The following is a 16,070-nucleotide window of genomic DNA, read 5'->3' as shown; positions in this document are numbered from 1 at the left end:
CTGGTGGCCGGCCCCGGCGAGGACGTGCCGGCGCCGCATCGCGACCTGCCAGAGGAGATCCGTGCTCACTTCGCTCGACGTGCGCCTGCCCGACGGGCGGACGCTTCGCGCCCACGACACCGGCGCGGTCGGGCCGGCGGATGCCGCGACCGGGCCGGTGCTCATGTGGCACCACGGCTCGCCGCAGACGGGCGCCCCGCTCGAGCCCGTCGTGGCGGCGGCGGCGGAGCGCGGCATCCGCGTCATCTCCTACGCCCGTCCGTCGTACGGCGGATCGACGCCGCATCCGGACCGCGACGTGGCCTCGGCGGGCGATGATGCCGCGGCGGTCGCCGACGCGTTCGGCGTCGAGCGGTTCGCGAGCATGGGAGCCTCGGGCGGAGGTCCGCACGCACTGGCGGTCGCGGCGCGGCATCCGCTTCGCGTCACCGGGGTGGTGACGCTCGCGGGCATCGCCCCGTTCACCGAGCGCTTCGACTGGTTCGCGGGCATGCGCGCCCCCGGCGGATTGCAGGCCGCGCGTGAGGGCGGCCGCGCCGCGCGAGCACGGTTCGCCGAGACCGACGAGTTCGACGCAGAGCAGTTCCTCCCGGCCGATCACGCGGCGCTCGACGGACGCTGGTCCGACCTGGGGGCGGATGTCGCGCGCTCGGCGGAGTTCGGCGACGACGGCCTCATCGACGACGACGTCGCCTTCGTCTCCCCATGGGGATTCGACCTGGCGGAGGTCGCCGCGCCCGTGCTGGTCGTGCAGGGCGAGGGCGACCGCGTGGTGCCGCGCACGCACGCCTCGTGGATGCTCGCCCACCTGCCCGACGCCACGCTCTGGATGCGGCTCGACGACGGGCACGTCTCGGTGCTCGACGTCGTGCCCGACGCGATGGACTGGCTGCTCGCGCGCTGAATGCCTCGGTGCGGGTTCGCGCTGACGCTCGCGCCTGTGATGTTGGCTGACGCCTGGTGCACTCATGCAGGTGCCGGGCGGGCAGGGCCGGGCAGGGCCGGGCAGGCAGGGCAGGGCAAGGCAGGGCAAGGCGGGGGCAGGGCCGTCTCTTATACACAACTGGCGCCGCCCGCGCCGGAGGGAGCGGAGGACTCGGGGGGCGTCGGCGGCCCTAAACCAAAACAGACCGACCGCTAGTGTGGTGGCAGACGTGCCGTGGCTGGGTGTTCCGCCGGAGAATCTCCGCCACTTCGCTACATCGCTACTTGACCACTTCGCTACTTCGCTACTTCGCCACTTCGCCACTTCGCCACTTCGCCACTTGGCTACTTCGCCACTTCGCCACCGCGATTTGAAAGGGACACCCTCCCAGACCATCGCCGAGCTCGGCACGCGCAGCGAGGAGGGGCGCGGCGCCACGCGCCCGCCTCCGGCGGTCCCGGCGGTCCCGGCGGTCCCGGCGGTCCCGGCGCGCCCGCAGGTGCCGCGCGTCAGGCCGTCGGTGCGATCACGACCCGGCGGAGCCGGTCGCCGGTCGAAGTGAAGGTGATCGGACCGGTGCCGTTGTAGCCGCCGCCGGTGACCGTGAGGGTCGCGATCACGGTGTCGGGGTCGTCGGTCGCCTCGATTCCGACGAGCTCGAAGTGCGCGCGCTTGCCGATGTTGTCGGTCTCGTTCCACGACGCGATGCCGTCTGGTCCGTGGAACACCCTGCCCCAGTCGTCGAGCGTCGCATCGTCGGTGAAACCGGCGAGGAAGGCGGCGGTGTCGCCGCGGTTGGTGGAATCGATGAACGCGCGCAGCGCTGCCGGTACCTGGTCGTCGGTCATGGCCGTCCCCTTCGTTGCTCGAATCCAGTCTGGGGGTGCGTGCCGGTCGCCACCAGCGCGGCGGGGCCGAAGCGGCGAGGCAGGGCCGGCGAGGCAGGGCCGGCGAGGCAGGGTAGGCGAGGGCCCGACGTCCTACGCGCCGAGCGAGTCGAGCGCCGTGACGAGGTCGCGGTACAGGTCGTCGACGTGCTCGAGTCCGACCGAGAGGCGCACGAGGCCGTCGGGGATGGTCGGCTGCTCGAGCTGCCAGCGACGACGGCGCTCGAACGTGGACTCCACGCCGCCGAGGCTCGTGGCGTGCACCCAGAGCGCGGTGCGCTGCACGAGCTGGTCGGCGGGCTCCTTGCCGCCCCGCACCACGATCGAGATGATCGCGCCGAAGCCCGGGTAGCGCACCTCGTCGAGCGCGCGGTGTCCGGCAAGCCGCGCGGCGAGCTCCTTCGCCGTGGCCTGGGCGCGCTCGAGCCGAACGGGCAGGGTGCGAAGGCCTCGCAGCGCGAGGTAGGTCTCGAACGGGCCAGGGATCGCACCGAACAGCGACCGGTGCGCGAGGATCTTCTCCGAGAGCTCGTCGGTCGCCGAGACGACCGCGCCCATGAGCACGTCGCTGTGGCCCGAGATGTACTTGGTCGCCGAGTGCACGACGAGATCGGCGCCCGATTCGAGCGGGCGCTGGAGCAGCGGCGTCGCGAACGTGTTGTCGACGGCCACGAGGGCGCCGTGCTCATGCGCGGCCGCGACGATCGCCGGGATCTCGGCGAGCTCGAGCGCGGGGTTCGTGGGCGACTCGATCCAGACGAGTGCCGCGCCGTCGAGCGATGCGGCGACGGCCGCGGTATCGCTGATGTCGACGTAGGCGACGTGCAGGCGGCCCTTCGCGGCGAGCTGGTCGAGCTGGGCGACCGTTCCCGTGTACGAGTGGCGGGGTGCGACGACCGTGCCGCCCTCGGGCACGAGGTCGAGCACCGCGGTGATGGCGGCCATGCCCGACGCGAACGAGGTGCACCGACCTCCCTCGAGCCCGCCGAGCGCGTCTTCGAACGCCGACCACGACGGGTTGCCGTAGCGGGCGTACTCGAGGTCGCCGCCGGCGACGTAGGTCGACGTGAGGTGCACCGGCACGTTCATGGGCTGGTCGGGCACGTGCGGCGGCCTGCCCGCGATGATGAGGCGCGTCTCGGGATGGAGCACCGGCCCAGCCGTCGTCGAATCGGGCACGAGGAACCTCCAGGGGGCGAGCGGATGCCGCGTGCCGCACGCACGGGCCAAGCCAGCGTAACCCGCACGACGAGGCCCCTCCGACCCGGTGACCGGCCGTGACGACGCCCGCGCGCGGTGAACCGGAGCCGTCGAGGGGGTGACAGCCGCGACCGCGTCGCCTACCGTCGGAGCATGAGCGACGACGCACGCACGTCCACCGTCCCACGCACGTCCACCGTCCCACGCACGTCCACCGTCCCACGTGCCCTCGGTCGCTGGTTCCTGGCGTTCGCGCTCGTGTTCGCGGGAGTCAGCCACCTCACGTTCGCGCGCAAGGAGTTCCGTGCGCAGGTTCCCACGTGGGTGCCGATGGATGCCGACGGGGTGGTCGTCGCATCCGGTGTCGTGGAGGTCGCCCTCGGCAAGGCGCTCGTCGTGCTGCCCAAGGAACGTCGTCGCATCGGCTGGATCATCGCGTTGTTCTTCGTCGCCGTCTTCCCGGGCAACGTCGCGCAGTGGCGCGAGGGTCGCGACGCGTTCGGACTCACGACCGACCGGGCACGATTCGTGAGGCTGTTCTTCCAGCCGCTGCTCGTCGCGTTGGCCCTCTGGTCGACGTCACCCCGCAAGCGCTGACGCGACCTCGTTCACGTCCGGCTCGCGACCGGCCGTCGGGCTTCAGCCCTTGGGCGCCTTCACGAGCGACCACAACGCCGCGAGCAGGCCGACGCCGCCGACCAGCGCGAGGATTCCGAGGACCGACCAGATCACGCTTTCGATCGACATGCTGCACCCCTTCGAAGTTGTGATGCCCATTCTGGTCCTGCGGCCGCGGGGTGCCAACCGCAACGCTCGAACCATCCGGGAATCCGTTCGGGGCGTGCCGGTCAGGTGAGGCTCTCCTAAGAAGAAAATCACCATTGATCTGGGGAAAAGCGTCGCGAGTGCGTGGCGGATGTCACGGGCTCGGGCGTACCATCGCGGTACGCAGCCGATCCGACGTGGAGGTCCCCATGAGCATGACCCTCGATGAACTGCCCGCCGTCGCCGAGTGTTCGGTGAGCGGCTGTTCCTACAACGACCACTCGCACTGCCACGCCGCGGCCGTCACCATCGCCGGTGTCGTCGGCGATGCCGAGTGCGCGACGTTCATCCCGCTCGGCACGCGCGGCGGCCTCGACAAGGTCGTCACCCACGTGGGCGCCTGCCAGCGCTCGGAGTGCGTGCACAACGAATCGCTCGAGTGCACCGCGGCATCCGTTCGCATCGGGGCCGGTGCCGACAGCGCCGACTGCCTCACGTACGAGTCCGCCTGACCGGCTGAGCCCTGATCTCGACGAGCCCGGTGCGCCCCTCGCGTGCCGGGCTTCGTCGTGCGCGCGGGTGCGATGCCCATGACGAGGCGGAAGGCATGGCGGCGACCGCACCGCGGACGGCGCGCGCAGAGCACGGCGACCGCATCGTGCACGGCTGCCGGAACCCTGATGCAGGGCGCCGACGTCAGTTGCGCTCGAGCAGGTACGCCAACTGCGCCCTGACGGATGCCTCGGCCGCGGGCCGCACCGCGGCATCGGTGTCGGCGTACACCGTGTCGACCACGCGGCCGACGGTGGCGGGGTCGGACGGGTCGGCGCCGAGCCCGCGCAGTGCGACCCGGACCTGGTCGAGGCGCTCGGCGCGGTGCGCGAGGTACTCGTCGCAGATGTCGCCGAGGTCCTGCAGCACGGGGCCGTGACCGGGCAGCACGGCGACATGCCCGTCGATCGCGCGCGCGAGCGAGCGGAGCCGTTCGAGCGAGTCGAGGTACGGCCCGAGCGCGCCGTCGGGGTCGGCGATGATCGTGGTGCCGCGGCCGAGGATGGTGTCGCCCGTGAGCAGCGAGCCGTGAGGGCTGTCGTCGGGCAGCCAGAAGCTCACCGAGTCGGCGGTGTGCCCGGGGGTGTGCAGCACGTCGATCGTGAGGCCGGCGGCCCGGATGGACTCGCCGTCGCCGAGCGGGGGCGCCCCGATGGAGTACATGGGGTCGATGGCGCGGGTCGGCGCGCCGACCAGTTCGGCGAAGCGCTCGAGGCCGTCGCGGTGGTCGCCGTGGTGGTGCGTGAGCAGCACGAGCTCGACCGGGCCGAAGCCCGCCAGCCGCTCGAGGTGCGCCTCGTCGGCGGGGCCCGGATCGACGACGACGACGCCGGCGGAACCCGGCGCGCGCAGCACGTACGAGTTCGTGCCGTCGAGGGTCATCGGCCCCGGGTTCGGCGCGAGCACGCACGTCGCGAGCCTCGAGACCGCTGCCGGGGGAGTCGGAACGCGCACGTGGTGCCGATGCCGATCGCTCATGCTCCGAAGCATACGGCTCCGGTCGCGGCGCGACCATGCGGGTGCGCTTTGGCGGCGACCGTTCTACTGTGGAGGACATGACCGGCGACCTCGATGCCCTCGTGGCCGACACGGTCGACGGGTTCGCCGCGACCGTCGTGCTGCTCCGCGACGGTGAGCTCGGCGTCGAGGTGCTGCTCGCCGAACGTCCGCATCGCGGGTCCTTCGCCGACGCATGGGTGTTCCCCGGCGGGGCGGTCGACCGGGCGGATGCCGCGGGCGGCGCGATCGACGACGAGGCCGCCGCACGACGGGCCGCCGTCCGCGAGACGCGCGAGGAGGTCGGCCTCGAGCTCGACGCCGACGAACTCGTGCCGTTCTCGCACTGGACGCCGCCGCCCGGGTCGCCGAAGCGACTGCGCACGTGGTTCTTCGCCGCGCGCGTCCCCGACGGCGAGCTGGTCCTCGCGCCCGACGAGGTCGTCGCGGTGCAGTGGATCCGCCCGGTCGACGTGCTCGCCCGGCACGCGGAGGGACGCATCAGGCTGTGGCCGCCGACGTGGGTGACGGTGCACGGGCTCTCGCACGCGGCATCCGTCGACGAGGCGCTCGCCGAGCTCGCGTCCGGCGAGATCCGGCCGTACGTGTCGCGGTACAACAAGGACCGCACGGCGGTGATCTGGCAGGAGGACGACGAGTTCGCCGCGGATGCCGATGCGGATGCCGGGCGCGAGGGCGCCCGCGTCTCGTCCGGGGATGCGCCCGACGCATCCGACGCTCCCCGCAACCGGCATCGACTGACGATGGACCGGCTGCCGTGGGTCTACCTGAACACGTTCTGACGTGATCGGCGTGCGGCGATGCCGGCGCGGGTCGGTGGAGGAGGCGGTGGCCACGTGACCGACGTCACCGTCGTGGGCAGCGGTCCGAACGGCCTCGTCGCGGCCGTGGTCGCCGCGCGCGCGGGCCTCTCGGTGCGCGTGCTCGAGGCCGCGTCCACGCTCGGCGGGGGCGTGCGCACGGCCGAGCTCACGCTGCCGGGGTTCCGGCACGACGTCGGGTCGGCGGTGCATCCGGCGGGCCTCGCGTCACCGGTGTTCCGCCGGTTGGGGCTGCTCGACCGAGTCGACTGGATCGTGCCGGAGGCCTCGTACGCGCATCCGCTCGACGGGGCGCGGGCGGGCATCGCCTGGCGCGACCTCGAGCGCACGGTCGAGGGACTCGGCGTCGACGGACCGGCCTGGCGCCGGCTCATCGCACCGCTGCTCGCACACGAACGGGGCGTCGTGCAGTTCACGGGCTCGCAGCTGCTGCGGGTGCCACGCGACCCCGTGGCGGCCGTGCTGTTCGGCGTGCGCGCGCTCGAACAGGGAACGCGGCCGCTCTGGAGCGGCCGGTTCGATCGCGTCCGCGGCGGGGAGGTCGCCGAGGCGCTGCTCACCGGCGTGGTCGCGCACGCCGCGGGGCCGATGCCGTCGCTCGCCTCGGCCGGAGCCGGACTGCTGCTCGCCATGCACGGCCACGGCGTCGGCTGGGGGTTCCCGCGCGGGGGATCGCAGGCCATCGCCGACGCCCTGCTCGACGAGCTCCGCGAGCGCGGCGCCGAGATCGTGGCGGATGCCCCGGTCGGGCGTCTCGCCGAGGTGCGGGACTCCCGCGTCGTGCTCCTCGACACCACGCCCGAGCTCCTGCTCGGCGAGGACCTCCCGCCGGCCTACCGCCGGGCCCTGCAGCGGTACCGCTACGGCTCGGGCGTGGCCAAGGTCGACTTCGCGCTCGACGGGCCCGTGCCATGGGCGGACCCGCTCGTGGGCGAGGCGCCGACCGTGCACCTCGGGGGCACGCGCGCCGAGATCGCGGCGGCCGAGAACGCCGTGCACCGCGGCTTCCAACCTGGCGTCGGCGCCGCGCCGCGGCATCCGTACGTGCTCGTGACCCAGCCGAGCGTGCTCGACCCGACCCGCGCGCCCGAGGGCAAGCACGTGCTGTGGGCGTACACGCACGTTCCGGCGGGGTCGACGTTCGATGCGACCGAGCTCATCACGGCCGAGGTCGAGCGGTTCGCTCCGGGGTTCCGCGACCTGGTGCTGGCCTCGGCGTCGAGCTCGGCCGCACAGATGGCGGCGCGCAACGCGAACCACGTGGGCGGCGACATCTCGGCCGGCGCGCTCACGCTGGCCCAGCTCGTGAAGCGGCCCGTCGTCTCGCCCGCACCGTGGCGCACCCCGTTGCCCGGGGTCTACCTCTGCTCGAGCGCGACGCCGCCCGGGCCCGCCGTGCACGGCATGAACGGCTGGTGGGCCGCCACCCTCGCCCTGCGGGAGCGGTTCGGGGTGGGGTGAGCGGGCCGTGCAGTGGCAGGACTGGCTCGCCCGGCTCGACGCCCACGACTACGAGATCGCGCGCGAGGTGCTGCAGCGCGGGGTCGCCGCGCTCGCGTTCGTCGCGTTCGTCTCGACGCTGAACCAGTTCCGGCCGCTGCTCGGGGAGCACGGCCTGCTGCCCGTGCCCGAGCTGCTGCGCCGCGCGTCGCGCCTGCGCGGCCCGAGCGTGTTCCGCTGGGGCTACACCGATCGGCTCCTCGTCGAGGTCGGCGTCGCGGGCGCCGTGCTCGCGGCATCCGTCGTCCTGGGCGTGCCGCAGCTCGGCCCGCCGTGGGTGCCGCTCGTCGTGCTGCTCGCGACCTGGGGCCTGTACCTGTCGATCGTGAACGTCGGACAGACCTTCTACGGCTTCGGCTGGGAGATGCTGCTCTGCGAGGCGCTCTTCACGGTCGCGTTCCTCGGCTCGCAGGAGGTGCCGCCGCCGATCACGATCATCGTCGCCGTGTGGTGGCTCGTGTTCCGACTGGAGTTCGGCGCGGGGATGATCAAGATCCGCGGCGGGCGCGAGTGGCGCGACCTCACCGCGCTCATGTACCACCACGAGACGCAGCCGATGCCGGGGCCGCTCAGCCGTCAGGCGCACCTGCTGCCGGCGTGGTTCCATCGCGGCGAGGTGCTCGGCAACCATTTCGCCCAGCTCGTGGTGCCGTTCCTGCTCTTCGTGCCGTGGATCGGATCCGTTCCGGTCGGTGCGATCGCGGCCGCCGTCGTGATCCTCACGCAACTCTGGCTCATCGTCACGGGCAACTTCGCGTGGCTGAACGCGATCACGGTCGTGCTCGCGGCATCCGCGATCCCCGACTCGGTGTGGCACCGGCTGCTCCCCGCGATCCCGGTCGACCTGGGCGCGGATGCCGCGTCGAGCCCCCTGTGGTGGGTCGCCGTCGTGCTCGCGGCATCCGCCCTGCTCCTGGTGCTCAGCTGGTGGCCGCTGCGCAACCTCGTCTCACGGCGCCAGCTCATGAACGCGAGCTTCAATCGGTGGATGCTCGGGAACGCGTACGGCGCGTTCGGCACGGTCACCAAGCGCCGCATCGAGATCGTCGTCGAGGGCACCCTCGACGCCACCCCCGACGACGGCGCCGACTGGCGGGAGTACGCGTTCAAGGGCAAGCCGGGTGACGTGCATCGGGTGCCGCGGCAGTGGGCGCCCTACCACCTGCGACTCGACTGGCTCATGTGGTTCCTGCCGCTCGGGCGCATGTGGGAACCCTGGTTCGAGGTGTTCCTGCTGCGCCTCCTGCAGGCGGATGCCCCGACCCTGCGCCTGCTCGCCCGGGACCCGTTCGACGGGGTCGCGCCGCGCTGGGTGCGGGTCCGCGCGTACCACTACCGGTTCGCGACCCGGGCGGAGTTCCGGTCGGAGCACGCCAGGTGGGTGCGCACGCTCGAGGGCGAGGTGCTGTCGCCCGCCTCGTTGTCGTCGGTCGAGTAGGGAGCGCAGCGAGGCGTATCGGGACCTCGGCCGGGGCTGGTCTCGAGACGCGTCCTCTCTCGTCGGGCGCTCCTCGAGGGCGTTCCTCGACCGGCGCTATTCGACCGGCGCGGCCTCGTCGACCGGTCGGTGCTCGATGTCGTCGACGTGCGCTCGCGGCATGGCGACGCCGCCCGCGATCGTGACGACCGCCGCGACGAGCACCGCGACGAACACGGCCGTCGACGCCGCGTGGATCGCGACGGGGGAGTGCTCGCCGAGACCCGACCGTGCGATCACGCCGTTCGCGACGGCGCCGAAGATGGCGACGCCGACGGCGCTGCCCATCGAGCGGAGGAACATGTTGGCGCCCGTGACGACGCCGCGCTCGGACCAGGGCACCGACGACTGCGCGGCGATGAGCGTGGGCGAGGCCACGAGACCCAGCCCGATGCCGACGATGAAGCACGCGATCGCGGTGGTCCAGGCGTTCGGCGTGAGGGATGCGGCGACGAGTGCCGCGGAGCCCAGCACGGCGACGGCGAGGCCGATGAGGGCGGTGCTCCGGAAGCCGATGCGGAGGAAGAGCCGCCCCGACTGGCTCGCGGCGATCGGCCATCCGAGCGTGAGCGCGGCGACCGCGAGCCCGGAGATGAGCGGAGACGCCCCTGCGGTGGCCTCGAGGAACGTCGGGACGTACGAGGTGAGCCCGATCAGCACCGCGCCGACGCCGAGCGAGATGAGCGAGGTCGTGACGATGAGGCGTCGCGAGAAGACCCAGAGCGGCAGCACCGGTTCGGCGGCGTGGCGTTCGATGAACACGAACGCGACGAGGAGCAGCGCGCCCACGGCGAACGCGCCGATGGACTGCCACGAGAGCCACGCCCACGCCTGCCCGCCCTCGAGCACCGCGAGGATCAGCAGGGTCGACGCGATGGTCAGCACGATCGCACCTGCGTAGTCGATGCGGTGCTTCTCGCGCGTGACGGACTCGTGGTACCCGCGCACGAGCATCCAGGCGGCGAGCAGGCACAGCGGGATGTTGACGAAGAAGATCCAGCGCCACGAGGCGAACTCGGCGAACAGGCCGCCGAGGGTGGGGCCGACGACGGAGGAGATCGCCCAGACGCTCGCGACGTAGCCCTGCACGCGGGCGCGCTCGCGGACCGTGTAGATGTCGCCGGTGATCGTGATCGACACCGGGAGCACCGCTCCGGCACCGAGGCCCTGCACGGCGCGGAAGACGATGAGCGAGGTCATGTCCCACGCGAAGCCGCAGAGCACCGAGCCGACGAGGAAGAGGCCGATGCCGATGAGCATGATCGGCTTGCGACCGACCGTGTCCGCGAGCTTGGAGTAGATCGGCACGGAGACCGCCTGCGCGAGCAGGTAGATCGAGAACAGCCAGGGGAACTGCGTGAAGCCGCCGAGGTCGGCGACGATCGACGGGACCGCGGTGGCGAGGATCGTCGAGTCGATCGCGATGAGGCCGGTGGCCAGCATCACGGCGATGAGCACGGGCCCACGGTCCGAACGGAAACCCACGGCGGTCGTCTCGGTCACCTTCACCTCTCGCGTGCGGGCGCGATCGACCGCGCACACAGAAGGGCAACGCCGTCGCGCCGGATTCATTCCACGTCCGTGGCATCCGTTGCGAGGTCTCGGTTCGGCGGGCGTCCTGCGAGGCCGCGCTCGAGGGGAGCCGGTCGGATTCCGCTAGATCGTCTAGTTACCAGTCTGCGTAGGATGTCGGCATGGGTGAACCGCAGTCCTCGCACTACTGGTACGCGGACGACCGCACCCGTCGCAGTGTCGCGGTGCTCGACGCCCTGCGCGAGTATCGTGCGGCCGAGTCGGCGATGCGACGCCGCACCCGCTCCGCGATGCGCATGGGCGAGACCGACCTGCTCGCGATCCGGTTCCTGCTCAAGGAGCTGTCGGCCGGTCGCATGGTGAGTCCCAAGGACATCGCCGCGTACCTCGGCATCTCGACGGCGTCGACGACCGTGCTCCTCGACCGGCTCGTGCGCAGCGGGCACGTCGAGCGTCGACCGCATCCGACCGATCGCCGCGGACTCGTCATCGCGGCGACGATCGACAGCGACGAGGAGGTGCGCGCGACCCTCGGCGACATGCACCGGCGCATGATCGACGTCGCGGAGTCGCTGACGGCCGACCAGGCGACGGCCGTGCTCGGGTTCCTGGATCGCATGCGGGAGGCCGTCGACGGCGTGCCGACGCCGGAGGAGGAGACGGATGCCGCCGCGCAGCCGGCTGCGGAGTCCGGTGCGGATGCCGCGGGCTCGGCGTGAACTCGCGTGCGATGCCGCCGATCGCACGCGGCGATCGAGTTGTCAAGGCCCTCCGGCCGAGAACTTCGTTAGATAATCTAGCGAAACCGCAGAGGGCAACTGGTGCCGTGCGCCACCCGTTCACGACGTACGACCGCAGGAGCCAGGCATGACCGATCCGATCCCCGCCGACCCGGTGGTCGACCCGCCGACGAGACCCCGATACGACCTGCTCGGACACCTCGGCTCCGGCGGCATGGCCGACGTGTATCGAGCCCGCGACACCGAACTCGGCCGCGAGGTCGCGATCAAGCTCTTCCGCGACGACGACGGCACGATCGCCGACCAGCAGCGCCGCGAACGCGAGATCCACCTGCTCGGCGTCCTGAGCCACCCCGGACTCGTGGGCGTCCACGACGCCGGGACGATGCTGCACGGCGGGCGCCCTCGAAGGTTCATCGTCATGGAGCTCGTCGAGGGCCGCTCGCTCGAACATCGCCTCGCCAGGTCGCCGATGAAGCCGCGCCAGGTGGCAGACCTCGGTGCACAGCTCGCCGACACGCTCAGCTACGTGCACTCCCGCTCGATCGTCCACCGCGACGTGAAGCCCGAGAACGTGCTGCTCGACGAGACGCCCGCGCTCGGCTACACGCTGATCGCGAAGCTCGCCGACTTCGGCGTCGCGCAGTTCGTCGAGGGCTCCCGCCTCACGAACGACGGCGCGATCATGGGAACGGCGGCCTACATCTCGCCCGAACAGGCGCGAGGCGAGGCGGTCGGCCCGTCGAGCGACGTGTACTCCCTGGGCCTCGTCCTGCTCGAGGCCCTGAGCGGCGAGCGGGAGTACACCGGCACCCCGATCGAGGCGGCGCTCGCCCGACTGCACCGGCCCCCGGCCGTGCCCGAGGAGCTCGGCGACGAATGGCGCGACCTGCTCCTGGCGATGACCGACGACGACCCGGACGCTCGACCGAGCGCGCACGACGTCGCCGCCACGCTGCGCGACATCATCCGCTCGATGATCATCGAGGGACGCGGCAAGCGCGGGCACGGCGGCGAGCGCCGCCGTGCGGTGGGCGCGACCCGCAGGGCGGGCGCGAATCGCACGGGCCGCACGGCGGGCGCCCTCCTGACGACGGGCGCGCTCCGCATGACCGGCAGCGCACGCGCGAGGAACGAGAATCGCACGGGCCGAGTGGCCGTCGTCGCCAGCTCCGTGGCGGGCGTGCTCATCGTCGTCGGCGCCCTGATCGTCGGCATGGTGGCCGGTGTCACGGCCCTCTGACGACCCGGGGTCGCGGGCCGTTCGCGGCGCGGCATCCGATCGCAGGGGCATGCCGACGCGTAGCGTCGCACGCATGTGGAGACGCGCACGACCGCAGACGCCGCCCAGGCCGGCGACCGAGATCACGACCGACAGCACGGCGCACGCGCCGGAGGTCAAGATCCGGTCGTTCCGCATCGGCTTCGTCGGTGCGCTCGGGGTGCTGCTCGCCATCCTGCTCGGGGGCATCGTCTCCCAGCTCGGCACGGTCCTGCTCTACGTGGCGCTCGCGTTGTTCCTCGCGCTCGGCCTGGACCCCGTGGTCAGCTGGCTGCAGCGGCGCAACCTGCCGCGGTGGGCGGCGATCCTCATCGTGTTCGCCGGGGTCATCGGCATCTTCGTCGGGCTGATCGCCACGATCGTGCCGATCGTCATCGAGCAGACCACCAACATCGTGGAGAACTGGGACGAGATCCGCCGGAACGTCCTGAACAGCGACTTCGTGGCCTGGCTGAACTCGCTCGGCGGCGGCGACCATGCGATCGAGGACGCGGTCAAGTCGGCCGGCGACTGGCTGGCCGACCCGGCGAACCTCGGCGCCCTCGGCGGCGGCATCCTCGCGGTCGGAGCCGGCATCGCGGGTGGATTCACCGGCGCGACAATCGTGCTGATCCTCACGCTGTACTTCCTCGCCTCGCTCCACTCGATGAAGCGCTACTCGACCAAGTTCGTGCCGGCCAGCTCGCGCGGCAAGTACCGCGAGGTGACGGAGGAGATCACCGGATCGGTCGGCCGCTACGTGATCGGCCAGTTCTCGCTCGGCGCCGTCAACGGCGTGCTCAGCCTCATCTTCCTGACGATCATCGGCGCGCCCGCGCCCATCCTGCTCGCGTTCATCGCGTTCCTGTTCTCCCTCGTGCCGCTCGTCGGAACCCTGACGGGCGCGGTCATCATCTCGCTCGTCTGCTTCGCCGCGTCGCCCGAGACGGCGCTCGCCGCGGCGATCTACTACCTGATCTACATGCAGGTCGAGGCTTACGTGCTGAGCCCCCGCATCATGAACAAGGCCGTCGCGGTGCCCGGTGCCCTCGTGGTCATCGCGGCCGTCGCCGGCGGCACGCTCGGCGGCGTGCTCGGCGCGCTCGTCGCCATTCCGGTCGCGGCCTCGCTCATCATCATCGTCGAGAAGGTCATCTTCCCGAGGCAGGACGCCCAGTGACGCGGTGACCCGGCCGCGCCGAGCGGATGGCTCGCGCGACTCAGTCCGATGAGCCGGTGACCGTGAAGGTGATCGTGCCGGCGTCGCCTTGAGCCTCCGGCGGGAACTCCGGGGTCGTGACGACGCGCAGGTTCCCTGCGATCGGGGCGGCGCATGCCGGATCGGATGGCAGCGCGGCGTCGATGAGCGGCGCCGTCACCGTGGCGGTGATCGTGCCTGCGGCCGAGACGGCGAGGTCGCCCTCGATCACGGGCGCCGAGATCGAGGCGATCGAACCGGCGTCGCCGGCATCGCACAGCTCGAACGGCACGTCGATCGTCTCATCGGGTGACAGCGCAGCGAGCTCGGCCGAGTCGAGCACGATCGGCACGGTGTCGGAGCTTCCGGGGGCCCCGACGTCCTCCCACTCCTCGGTGGCCGACTGCCGTGCCTGCAGGTCGAAGGTGCTCGCACTGGCGGTCACCGAGAAGACGGCGCCGTCCGTCCAGGCCGCGGTCGTGAAGGCCGCGCCGACGCCGAAGACCGCGACGCCCGCCAGGGCGAGCCGAAGCGCCGTCCTCCGGCGTGCTGCCGTCTCCTTCGTCATGGTCTCCCCAGGTCTCCAGGTCTCAGTAGGAACAGGATGCGATGGTCACCGGCGTGGGCGCGTAGACGTTGCGGCTGGCTTCTTCGTACCCCTGGAGCGTCACCAGGTAGTCGGTGCCGGTCGCCCCCTGCGCGGCCAGGTACCCCGGCGGCCCTCCCGCCCAGTGCGTGAACGTGAGCCACTGGTCGTATTCGGCCGGTGTGATGGCGGATGCCGCGAGCTGCCCGTCGAGGAAGGCCTTCCAGTCGAACGAGACCGAGAAGCCGACGAAGTACGGCTGATGCCCGTCGACCGTGGCGGCCACGCACGGCTGGCTCCCGTTGCGCACGAGCTCGAGCGTCGGCCGCTGCGTGTACGTCGTGGGGCCGGGCGGCTGCCAGGCCGGCTCCGGCGTGCTGGCGCAGGCTTTCGCGGTGTAGCTCTGCGTCACCGAGGCCCACTGGCTCGACTGGGTCGGCGTCATGACGTAGCGACCGGTGATCGCGTAGTCCGCCGCCGGAGCGAAGCCGTAGCTGGCGCCATCGCCGAACAGCTGGAAATCGAACCCGTCGAACGGGGCGACATTGTTGAAGGGAGGCCGGTCCGTCTCGAGGATGACGCGCCACGCGACGGGCGTGGTCGACGTCGTGCGGATCTCGACGGTGAAGCACATGTATCGCGGGGTCGGGGTCGGGGAGCCGTTGTGCCCCGACCACAGGGGCGGCCCGACGAAGGTGGACCCGGTGTCCGGCGTCACCGGCCCGGTGACGTTCGGGGGCCGCTGGTCGATCGCCGTGACGGTCATGCTCGATCCGCCGCGGTCCTCCCAAGCGGCCCCGGTCGAGCCGATGCTCGTGGCGAACGCGGCGCCGCCGAGCAGCGCGACCAGCGCGAGGGTGACGTTGCGGACACGGCTTCGGGTCATCGCGGCACCGAGATGACCCAGATCTTGATGACGATCTGGCTGGTCGACCCGTACTGTCCCGTGAAGTCGTCGATGGTCGTGAAGTGGATGATGCCCTGGACGTCGTTGACCGGGTCGGGCACATCGGCCGGTTCGCACGAGTTCGCGGGGATCACCGTGCCGAGGTCGATGTTCTCGACCTCGATCGACGATTCCTCGACGAGTCGGAGGTCGAGTGTCGGGATCCCCTCCCTCGAGGTCGTCTCCTCCTCGAGCGTGGCCCTGATGATGCGGCCGTCGACGTCGCCGGCGTTGCAGAGGAAGACGTCGCCGACGTAGCTGTGATCCGGAAGCACATCCGAGATCGGCGGGATCGCGACCTCGAACCCGTCCTCGAACGTGTCGGGGTCGCCCGGGAGCCCGACGTCCTCCCACTCCGAGTCGGCGGCGAAGCGGGCCTGGATGTCGAAGGTGCTCGCGGCGATGGGGCTCGCGACCTGCACGGTGTCGCTCCAGGCGGCCGTGGTGACGGCGGCGCCGACTCCGCCGAGCGCGATCGCGACGAGGAGCAGGCGCGCGACGCGCACGCCGGACCGCCGGTGGTTCGGCCCCCCATGACCGAGCATGCGCCTCCACCCCGGCAGTCGGCCCCCGCCGATCATTGCCCCGCTTGGGAGGATTCTCACACATCGCCCGGGCTGTGGCTAGGTGCGCTCGCGGGCCCGCGGCCGCGCCACTGAGCC

16 protein-coding genes are annotated in these 16,070 nt (G+C 71.8%); 9 read left to right on the top strand and 7 right to left on the bottom strand.

The genetic code is table 11. The annotated features are described in order from the left end of the window. Positions 1–61: 61 nt before the first annotated feature. Positions 62–904 carry an alpha/beta fold hydrolase gene (locus ACR3IO_RS05860; RefSeq protein WP_434070233.1) on the top strand — a complete coding sequence of 281 codons (843 nt, stop codon included), beginning with the start codon at positions 62–64 and terminating at the stop codon, positions 902–904. Between the two features lie 530 nt (positions 905–1,434). On the opposite strand, the gene ACR3IO_RS05855 is transcribed toward ACR3IO_RS05860, so the two are convergent. Beyond that, entirely contained in the window at positions 1,435–1,773 is a 339-nt protein-coding gene (locus tag ACR3IO_RS05855; protein WP_434070232.1) for a YybH family protein, read from the bottom strand. Positions 1,774–1,905: 132 nt separating this feature from the next. After that, the gene (locus tag ACR3IO_RS05850; protein ID WP_434070231.1) at positions 1,906–2,964 is read right to left on the bottom strand and encodes a trans-sulfuration enzyme family protein; all 1,059 of its coding nucleotides are present in this window, start codon (positions 2,962–2,964) and stop codon (positions 1,906–1,908) included. Between the two features lie 201 nt (positions 2,965–3,165). Here ACR3IO_RS05850 and ACR3IO_RS05845 point away from each other — a divergent pair, with 201 nt between their 5' ends. Together ACR3IO_RS05845 and ACR3IO_RS05840 are read left to right on the top strand one after the other, a co-directional pair. Continuing rightward, entirely contained in the window at positions 3,166–3,609 is a 444-nt protein-coding gene (locus ACR3IO_RS05845) for a DoxX family protein (protein ID WP_434070230.1), read from the top strand. Between the two features lie 377 nt (positions 3,610–3,986). Continuing rightward, positions 3,987–4,289, top strand: coding sequence for a DUF1540 domain-containing protein (locus ACR3IO_RS05840; protein ID WP_434070229.1), 303 nt, complete (start codon positions 3,987–3,989; stop codon positions 4,287–4,289). Positions 4,290–4,473: 184 nt separating this feature from the next. Here the strand turns inward: ACR3IO_RS05840 and ACR3IO_RS05835 are convergent, their stop codons facing one another. Further along, on the bottom strand, positions 4,474–5,307 hold the full coding sequence (locus ACR3IO_RS05835; protein ID WP_434070228.1) for an MBL fold metallo-hydrolase: 834 nt from the start codon (positions 5,305–5,307) through the stop codon (positions 4,474–4,476). Positions 5,308–5,384: 77 nt separating this feature from the next. Between ACR3IO_RS05835 and ACR3IO_RS05830 the strand changes: the two genes are divergently transcribed. From ACR3IO_RS05830 to ACR3IO_RS05820, 3 genes are read left to right on the top strand one after another with little or no spacing between them, the layout of a single operon-like run. Beyond that, on the top strand, positions 5,385–6,128 hold the full coding sequence (locus ACR3IO_RS05830; protein ID WP_434070227.1) for an NUDIX hydrolase: 744 nt from the start codon (positions 5,385–5,387) through the stop codon (positions 6,126–6,128). A 54-nt stretch (positions 6,129–6,182) separates the two neighbouring features. Further along, positions 6,183–7,628, top strand: a complete 1,446-nt coding sequence (locus ACR3IO_RS05825) for a phytoene desaturase family protein (RefSeq protein ID WP_434070226.1) — start codon at positions 6,183–6,185, stop codon at positions 7,626–7,628. A gap of 7 nt (positions 7,629–7,635) precedes the next feature. Further along, positions 7,636–9,105, top strand: coding sequence for a lipase maturation factor family protein (locus tag ACR3IO_RS05820; RefSeq protein WP_434070225.1), 1,470 nt, complete (start codon positions 7,636–7,638; stop codon positions 9,103–9,105). Positions 9,106–9,201: 96 nt separating this feature from the next. On the opposite strand, the gene ACR3IO_RS05815 is transcribed toward ACR3IO_RS05820, so the two are convergent. Then, a complete protein-coding gene (locus tag ACR3IO_RS05815) occupies positions 9,202–10,647 on the bottom strand; it encodes an MDR family MFS transporter (RefSeq protein ID WP_434070224.1) in 1,446 nt (481 codons plus the stop codon). A 191-nt stretch (positions 10,648–10,838) separates the two neighbouring features. Here ACR3IO_RS05815 and ACR3IO_RS05810 point away from each other — a divergent pair, with 191 nt between their 5' ends. From ACR3IO_RS05810 to ACR3IO_RS05800, 3 genes are all read left to right on the top strand, one after another. After that, positions 10,839–11,396 carry a MarR family winged helix-turn-helix transcriptional regulator gene (locus ACR3IO_RS05810; RefSeq protein ID WP_434070223.1) on the top strand — a complete coding sequence of 186 codons (558 nt, stop codon included), beginning with the start codon at positions 10,839–10,841 and terminating at the stop codon, positions 11,394–11,396. Positions 11,397–11,544: 148 nt separating this feature from the next. After that, positions 11,545–12,660: a serine/threonine-protein kinase gene (locus ACR3IO_RS05805; RefSeq protein WP_434070222.1), complete on the top strand. Its 1,116-nt coding sequence runs from the start codon at positions 11,545–11,547 to the stop codon at positions 12,658–12,660. 73 nt (positions 12,661–12,733) lie between these two features. Next, on the top strand, positions 12,734–13,858 hold the full coding sequence (locus ACR3IO_RS05800; protein ID WP_434070221.1) for an AI-2E family transporter: 1,125 nt from the start codon (positions 12,734–12,736) through the stop codon (positions 13,856–13,858). Positions 13,859–13,898: 40 nt separating this feature from the next. Here the strand turns inward: ACR3IO_RS05800 and ACR3IO_RS05795 are convergent, their stop codons facing one another. From ACR3IO_RS05795 to ACR3IO_RS05785, 3 genes are read right to left on the bottom strand one after another with little or no spacing between them, the layout of a single operon-like run. Next, the gene (locus ACR3IO_RS05795; RefSeq protein WP_434070220.1) at positions 13,899–14,444 is read right to left on the bottom strand and encodes a hypothetical protein; all 546 of its coding nucleotides are present in this window, start codon (positions 14,442–14,444) and stop codon (positions 13,899–13,901) included. Between the two features lie 22 nt (positions 14,445–14,466). Continuing rightward, positions 14,467–15,348, bottom strand: coding sequence for a hypothetical protein (locus ACR3IO_RS05790; RefSeq protein ID WP_434070219.1), 882 nt, complete (start codon positions 15,346–15,348; stop codon positions 14,467–14,469). Further along, positions 15,345–15,953 carry a SipW-dependent-type signal peptide-containing protein gene (locus ACR3IO_RS05785; protein ID WP_434070218.1) on the bottom strand — a complete coding sequence of 203 codons (609 nt, stop codon included), beginning with the start codon at positions 15,951–15,953 and terminating at the stop codon, positions 15,345–15,347. Before ACR3IO_RS05785 ends, ACR3IO_RS05790 begins: the two co-directional genes overlap by 4 nt. Positions 15,954–16,070 lie beyond the last annotated feature (117 nt).

Source organism: Agromyces sp. Marseille-Q5079 (assembly GCF_051016555.1).
GTDB lineage: Bacteria > Actinomycetota > Actinomycetes > Actinomycetales > Microbacteriaceae > Agromyces.
Note: the sequence above shows the minus strand (reverse complement) of the source record. Positions and strands in the feature narration are given on the sequence as shown.